Source organism: Synechococcus sp. BA-120 BA3 (assembly GCF_034931285.1).
GTDB lineage: Bacteria > Cyanobacteriota > Cyanobacteriia > PCC-6307 > Cyanobiaceae > Cyanobium.
Map to the genome: position 1 here is coordinate 1 of NZ_JAYGHZ010000077.1, position 6,298 is coordinate 6,298.

The 6,298-nt window shown below is 72.4% G+C and carries 7 protein-coding genes and 2 riboswitches; of the genes, 5 read left to right on the forward strand and 2 right to left on the reverse strand.

The window, feature by feature from the left end; genetic code table 11:
- Nucleotides 1-426, reverse strand: a 426-nt coding sequence (locus tag VB737_RS04995; RefSeq protein ID WP_500311651.1) for a HupE/UreJ family protein, incomplete at its 3' end; no start/stop codon positions are given.
- Between the two features lie 25 nt (nucleotides 427-451).
- Nucleotides 452-611: riboswitch (cobalamin riboswitch) on the reverse strand.
- A 50-nt stretch (nucleotides 612-661) separates the two neighbouring features.
- A riboswitch (cobalamin riboswitch) is annotated at nucleotides 662-825 on the forward strand.
- Between the two features lie 27 nt (nucleotides 826-852).
- Between VB737_RS04995 and VB737_RS05000 the strand changes: the two genes are divergently transcribed.
- A complete protein-coding gene (locus VB737_RS05000) occupies nucleotides 853-1,491 on the forward strand; it encodes a HupE/UreJ family protein (protein ID WP_500311653.1) in 639 nt (212 codons plus the stop codon).
- A 4-nt stretch (nucleotides 1,492-1,495) separates the two neighbouring features.
- Here the strand turns inward: VB737_RS05000 and VB737_RS05005 are convergent, their stop codons facing one another.
- Nucleotides 1,496-2,794: an MSMEG_0569 family flavin-dependent oxidoreductase gene (locus tag VB737_RS05005; RefSeq protein WP_500311655.1), complete on the reverse strand. Its 1,299-nt coding sequence runs from the start codon at nucleotides 2,792-2,794 to the stop codon at nucleotides 1,496-1,498.
- Nucleotides 2,795-2,981: 187 nt separating this feature from the next.
- Between VB737_RS05005 and VB737_RS05010 the strand changes: the two genes are divergently transcribed.
- From VB737_RS05010 to VB737_RS05025, 4 genes are read left to right on the forward strand one after another with little or no spacing between them, the layout of a single operon-like run.
- Entirely contained in the window at nucleotides 2,982-3,464 is a 483-nt protein-coding gene (locus VB737_RS05010) for an MSMEG_0572/Sll0783 family nitrogen starvation response protein (RefSeq protein WP_094585861.1), read from the forward strand.
- The gene (locus VB737_RS05015; protein WP_500311657.1) at nucleotides 3,465-4,484 is read left to right on the forward strand and encodes a Nit6803 family nitrilase; all 1,020 of its coding nucleotides are present in this window, start codon (nucleotides 3,465-3,467) and stop codon (nucleotides 4,482-4,484) included.
- Nucleotides 4,477-5,628, forward strand: a complete 1,152-nt coding sequence (locus tag VB737_RS05020; RefSeq protein ID WP_500311659.1) for an MSMEG_0568 family radical SAM protein — start codon at nucleotides 4,477-4,479, stop codon at nucleotides 5,626-5,628. Before VB737_RS05015 ends, VB737_RS05020 begins: the two co-directional genes overlap by 8 nt.
- 8 nt (nucleotides 5,629-5,636) lie before the next feature.
- Nucleotides 5,637-6,296, forward strand: a complete 660-nt coding sequence (locus tag VB737_RS05025; RefSeq protein ID WP_500311661.1) for an MSMEG_0567/Sll0786 family nitrogen starvation N-acetyltransferase — start codon at nucleotides 5,637-5,639, stop codon at nucleotides 6,294-6,296.
- Nucleotides 6,297-6,298 lie beyond the last annotated feature (2 nt).

Below are 6,298 nucleotides of genomic sequence, written 5' to 3' on the forward strand. Positions count from 1 at the left end.
GGCCTCACCGCCGTGCAGGGCGCCGTGCAGGGCCACCGCCGCGGCCACCAGGCCGCCACCGAAGGCCAGGCCGGGGCTGCGGCCTTCGCGGTGGGCGTTCAGGATCAGCAGCGCCACCGCCGAGATCGCCAGGGCGGCGAGCACCTCGGCGAAGGGCATCGTGAAGCCCATGGCACCGGCCAGTCCCCCCAGCACCGCGCCGGCCAGACCCCAGAGCAGCAGCTGGGCCGAGACGTAGGAGGCGGCGGCGCCGACACCGATCAGCAGCAGCAGGTGATCCACCCCGGTGATCGGGTGAAGGAAGCCGTAGCCAAGGCCGCCGTGGGCCAGGCCGTGGGCCTGGGCGGGCTGGCCGACGAGCACAAAACCGAGGGCGGCGGCGCCCCCCAGCAGGGTCCAGGAGCGCAGGCGGGAGAAGTGGGTCATCGGGGGTCCCGGTCCGCGCCGGGGTTGGAAGGAACGGTTCACGGCGAGCGTTCTGGCTGAGGGTGACCCCATCACAGCTGCGGGACAGCGCCGGAATGAAGGAAGGGGAGAACCCTGCCGTGCACCGGACTTTCCTCGTTTCCTCCCGGAGGTGGACCCCGGGAACCGTTTGCCCATTGTGCCCGCAGCCCGTGACGTTGCCGCCCGATGACCGCAGCTTCTGACCGGTCAGGGGGGAGGATGGCGCCCAGGAGGTTCCTCCCCTTCACGGGGAGGACGCAAGGAGGAAAGGCGGTGCGGGGTGACCCAAGTCCGCCGCTGTCCCGCAGCTGTGATGGACACCGTGGCCCCCCGCCCCGGCGTCCTCAGTCAGAACGCTCACCCCCACTCGAAACTTTCGCTTCCGGCGAGGACCGGAGACATCCCATGAAACAGGCTTCCCTGGCCCCGCGACCCGGTGCCCGGCCCTTCGCCCCCCGGGCCATCGCCCTCGTCGCTGTGGCCGCCCTGCCCCTGCTGCTGGCCGCCCCGGCCTCGGCGCACCACCTGATGGACCTGACCGGCATGAAGCCCGGCGTCCTCACCGGCCTGCTGAGCGGCCTGGCCCACCCGATCCTGGGCCCCGACCACCTGCTGTTCCTGCTGGCCATCGGCCTGGTGGGCATCGTCCAGCCCTTCCGCTGGGTGCTGGCCCTGCTGGGGTGCGGCCTGGTGGGCAACGCCCTGGGGCTGGCCCTGCCGGGCGTCCCCTGGATCGAGCCGCTGGTGGCCCTGTCGGTGGCCCTCACCGGCCTGGTGCTGGCCCGGCGCCTGCCGCCGGGCGTGCTGGTGCCGGCCTTCCTGCTGCACGGCTACGCCCTCAGCGGCGCCGTCCTCGGCTGGGAGCCGACCCCGATCGGCTTCTACCTGGTGGGTCTGCTGGTGAGCCAGAGCCTGCTGCTGGCGGTGGCCCTGACGGCCGTCCGGCGCTGGCGCCGCAGGGCCTCCAGCGGGGCGGTCAACATCACCGCCGGTCTGCTGATGGGCATCGGCCTGGCCTTCACCTGGTCGGCCCTGGTGGCCTGAGGGCTCAGGTGCCCAGCAGGGCGGTGCACTCCAGCCGCTCCTGGCTGGCGGCCCGGTGCGAGGCCCGCAGTCGAATCGCCTCGGCCAGGTACTCGGCATCGTCAGCGACGCCGCAGAACCTTGCCGAGCCCCAGGTGTGCAGCCAGGGCAGGCCCAGGACGTAAAACCCCGGCACCCGGGTGATCCCCCGCTCGTGGACGGGGTGGCCGGCGCCGTCGAACACGGGCACCTCCACCCAGGAGAAATCCGGGCTGTAGCCCGTGCACCAGATCACCGCCGCCAGCGGCTCGGCCGCCAGGTCGAGGGGCTCCGGCGGACCGGGGGGCGGGGTCCAGCAGGGGACGTAGGGCGCTTCCTCGGCGGCCTCGAGGCCCTCTTTGGCGATGTGGTCGTCGATGCTGCGGCAGATGCGGCTGTGCACGGCATCGGCGCCGTCGAGGTTGGCGGCCAGATCGCCGGCGAACTGGATGCGGTCGTGGCCGAGGTCGGCCAGGCGGCCGTGCAGCACCATCCCCTCGAGGGCGCGGCGGCGCAGGTCGATCTCCCGGCCGCCGTCGCGGCCGGTGAGGTAGTGGTTGGTCTTGCCCCGCACCGCCCTGGGATCGGCGTGCTGGTCGATCGGCATGGCGTAGTAGCCCATGCGATCGAGCCAGTCGACCACGTCGCGGCCGCGGTAGCGGCGGGGGGAGCGGGGGGCGCTGCCGACGCTCAGGTGCACCCGGCGGCCGGCCAGGTGCAGGTCTTCGGCGATCTGGCAGCCCGACTGGCCGCTGCCCACCACCAGCACCGGGCCGGCGGGAGGGGTGGCGGGGCTGGTGTAGTCGCGGGCATCGATCTGCAGGATCGCCTCCGGCAGGCGGGCGGCGAGGGGGTGGCGCTTGGGGCGGTGGTAGCCGCCGGTGGCCACCACCACCTGCTCGGCCTCGATGGCGCCCTCATCGGTGGAGAGCAGGAACCCCGTGCCGCTGGCCTGCAGGCGGTTCACCGCCACGCCCTCGCGCACGGGCACCTGGATGTGGTCGGCGAAGCGCTGCACGTAGCGGACGATCTCCTCGCGGCCCATGAAGCCCTCGGGGTCGTCGCCGTCGTAGGGGAAGTCGGGGAGCCGGCACTGCCAGTTGGGGGTGACCAGGCAGAAGGACTCCCAGCGCTGGCGGGCCCAGGCATGGCCGATGCGGTGGCGCTCCAGCACCAGGGGCCGCACCCCCCGCTTCTGCAGGCAGTGGGCGACCGACAGGCCCGCCTGACCGCCGCCCACCACCACCACCGGGTGCCGCTGCACCGACTCCGAACCCCCAGCCACAGCCAACCCCGGCACCAGACGAGAGCCGATGCTGGCCGCCGCAGGCGATACCTCCTGTAACGACCGGCACGGATCGCCCCGTCCCTTGCCATGGGCGGGAGCCGGAATTCGGTGGCATCGGCGACACAGAACAAAAGTTCATCCGTGGCACGGTCCCCCATGCCGATTCCACCGACTGCACGTCCCCATGCCCCAGGTCAGCCGTCCCGCCAACCAGACGGGTGAATTCCTCGTCGACTACGAGGAGAAGGTCTTCCCCGACGTCAAGGCCGAACCCGGGGAGAAGGCCCTGGTCACCTTCCACACCGTGGCCTTCGAGGGCTCCATCGGCCTGGTCAACCTGCTGCAGGCCAGCCGCCTGATCAACAAGGGCTTCGAGACCTCGATCCTGCTCTACGGCCCGGGCGTGACCCTGGGGCTGCAGCGGGGCTTCCCCAAGCTGGGCGACGCCGCCTTCGACGGCCACCTCAACTTCGGCGCCCGCATCCAGAAGTTCATGGACCAGGGCGGCAAGGTCTACGCCTGCCGCTTCGCCCTCCAGGCCCTCTACGGCCACGGCGAAGGCGCCCTGATCCCCGGGATCACCCCGGTCAACCCCCTCGACGTGCTCGACATCGTGCTGCTGCACCGCAAGGAAGGCGCCTTCATCCTCGACACCTGGACGCTCTGAATGCCCGCCACGGTCACCGTCGCCGCCGCCCAGATCCGTCCGGTGCTCTACAGCCTGGAGGGATCGGTGGCGCGGCTGGTGGCGGCCATGGAGGAGGCCGCCGCGGCCGGGGCGGAGCTGATCGTCTTCCCTGAGACGTTCCTCCCCTACTACCCCTACTTCTCCTTCGTGGAGCCGCCGGTGCTGATGGGCAAGTCGCACCTGAAGCTCTATGAGCAGGCGGTGACGGTGCCCGGCCCGGCCCTGGTCCGGATCGCCGCCGCCGCCCGCCAGCTCGGCCTGCACGTGCTGCTGGGCATCAACGAGCGGGACGGGGGCAGCCTCTACAACGCCCAGCTGCTGATCGATGGGGCCGGTGAGCTGGTGCTGAAGCGCCGCAAGCTCACCCCCACCTATCACGAGCGGATGGTGTGGGGCCAGGGGGATGGGGCCGGCCTGCAGGTGGTGCCCACCGCCCTCGGGCGCATCGGCGCTCTGGCCTGCTGGGAGCACTACAACCCCCTGGCCCGCTTCAGCCTGATGGCCCAGGGCGAGGAGATCCACTGCGCCCAGTTCCCCGGCTCGCTGGTGGGGCCGATCTTCGCCGAGCAGACCGCCGTCACCCTGCGCTACCACGCCCTCGAGGCCGGCTGCTTCGTGGTGTCCTCCACCGCCTGGCTGGAGCCGGAGGACATCGAGCGGATCACGCCCGACCCGGTGCTGCAGAAGGCCTGCCAGGGGGGCTGCCACACGGCGGTGATCAGCCCGGAGGGCCGCTACCTGGCCGGGCCGCTGCCCGATGGCGAGGGCCTGGCCATCGCCGAACTCGACCTGAGCCTGATCACCAAACGCAAACGCATGATGGACAGCGTCGGCCACTACAGCCGCCCCGACCTGCTGGGGCTGCTGATCGACCGCAGCCCCGCCCGCCAGCTGCATGAGCGGCCCCCCCAGCCGGGCCTGAACGGATTCGCCGCCGCCGGAGCTGCCGCTGAGGCGCCCCCGGGCCTGCCGCTGCTGGAGGAGCTGCACCATGGCTGAGCACGATCGCCGCGCCCTGGGCCGGCGGCTCACCGAACTGCAGGTGCACGGGGTGGTCGACCCGGCGGTGCCCGGCAACCCCGGCCGCCGGGGCGGCGCCGGCCCCTCGGATCACCGCGCCCTCAGCATCGACGGCACCACGGTGATGGTGCCCGTCTACAACGCCCTGGCCGGCAGCTCGCCCTACCGGCTGGAAGCAGACGTCAGCGGCGGCCTGCAGGTGAGCGGCACGGAAGGGGCGGCCCGCGTCGCCACCGGCGGCGATGCCTCGGCCCTGGCCGTGGAGACCCCGCCCGAGCCGCGCTTCTACGGCCTGGCCACCGCCGAGGGCATCCCCTACCGCTCGATCGCCCTGCTGCATGGCCGGGACGTGCTGGCCACCACCCTTCTGCAGACCTGCATCCGCTTCCGCGACCGCACCCAGTCGTGCCAGTTCTGCGCCATCGAGCAGTCGCTGGAGGATGGCCGCACCCTCGTGCGAAAGACCCCGGCCCAGGTGGCGGAGGTGGCCGAGGCGGCGGTGTGGCTTGATGGCGTGCGCCAGCTGGTGCTCACCACCGGCACCCCCAACAGCGACGACCGGGGCGCCCGGCTGATGGCCGAGACCGCCGCCGCCGTCAAGGCCCGGGTGGACCTGCCGATCCAGGCCCAGTGCGAACCTCCCGAAGACCCGGCCTGGTACCGGCGCATGAAGGACGCCGGCGTCGACAGCCTCGGCATGCACCTGGAGGTGGTGGAGGAAGAGGTGCGGCGGCGGATCCTGCCGGGCAAGTCGGAGCTGGGGCTGGAGCGCTACATGGAGGCCTTCGCCGAGGCCGTGGCGGTGTTCGGCCGCGGCCAGGTGTCCACCTACCTGCTGGCCGGTCTGGGGGACAGCGCCGCCTCGATCGTGGCGGTGAGCGAGCGACTGATCGCCCTGGGGGTCTACCCCTTCGTGGTGCCCTTCGTGCCGATCGCCGGCACCCCCCTGGAGGCCCATCCCGCCCCCACCACCGACTTCATGGTGGCCGTCTACACGGCCGTGGGAGACCGGTTGCGGGCCTCCGACCTCAGGTCCGAGGCCATGGCGGCCGGCTGCGCCAAGTGCGGCGCCTGCTCGGCCCTGTCCCTGTTTGAAGCCGGCCCCGAGCCGGGCCCCCCCTGAGCGCGGCCATGTTCTTCATCGACCCCTCCAGCCACGACATCGGCCGCAGCCCCAGCTCGGCGCCGGCCGCCTTCACCCCCTCGGTGCGGCGCGGGGTGGCGATCGAGGCCGAGGACTTCCGCCTCTCGCCCACGGCCAGCTCCCAGCGCTTCTCCTTCCACCTGCTGCGGCGCAGCACGCCCCTGGAGGAGGGCTACTGGCAGCTGCGCAGCGCCATCTTCTGCCAGGAACAGCACCTGTTCGAGGCCACCGACCGGGATGAGAGGGATCGCCACGCCTATCCCATCGCCGCCCTCGACCACAGCGACGGCAGCGGCAGCGGCGTGGTGGGGGTGGTGCGGATCCTGGAGGAGCGGCCCCGCCTCTGGTACGGCGGCCGGCTCGGGGTGCACGGCGACCACCGCCGCCACAACCAGATCGGCAAGGGCCTGATCTGGAAGGCGGTGACGACGGCCAACGGCTGGGGCTGCGACCGCTTCCTGGCCACGGTGCAGCTCCAGAACGTGCGCTTCTTCCAGCGCCTGCACTGGACCTCGATCGACACCCTGGAGATCCGCGGCCTGCCCCACCACCTGATGGAGGCCGACCTCGCCTACTACCAGCCCGGCCACGAACGGCGCCCCCTGGTGGCGGGCGAGCCGGCGGCGGCGGGGGTGGCGGCGGCGTGAGT

Bases quoted from the DNA above. Each gene is read 5' to 3' on its own strand.
- VB737_RS05000 (WP_500311653.1), top strand. From the start codon at position 853: ATGAAACAGGCTTCCCTGGCCCCGCGACCCGGTGCCCGGCCCTTCGCC.
- VB737_RS05020 (WP_500311659.1), top strand. From the start codon at position 4,477: ATGGCTGAGCACGATCGCCGCGCCCTGGGCCGGCGGCTCACCGAACTG.
- VB737_RS05010 (WP_094585861.1), top strand. From the start codon at position 2,982: ATGCCCCAGGTCAGCCGTCCCGCCAACCAGACGGGTGAATTCCTCGTC.
- VB737_RS05015 (WP_500311657.1), top strand. From the start codon at position 3,465: ATGCCCGCCACGGTCACCGTCGCCGCCGCCCAGATCCGTCCGGTGCTC.
- VB737_RS05025 (WP_500311661.1), top strand. From the start codon at position 5,637: ATGTTCTTCATCGACCCCTCCAGCCACGACATCGGCCGCAGCCCCAGC.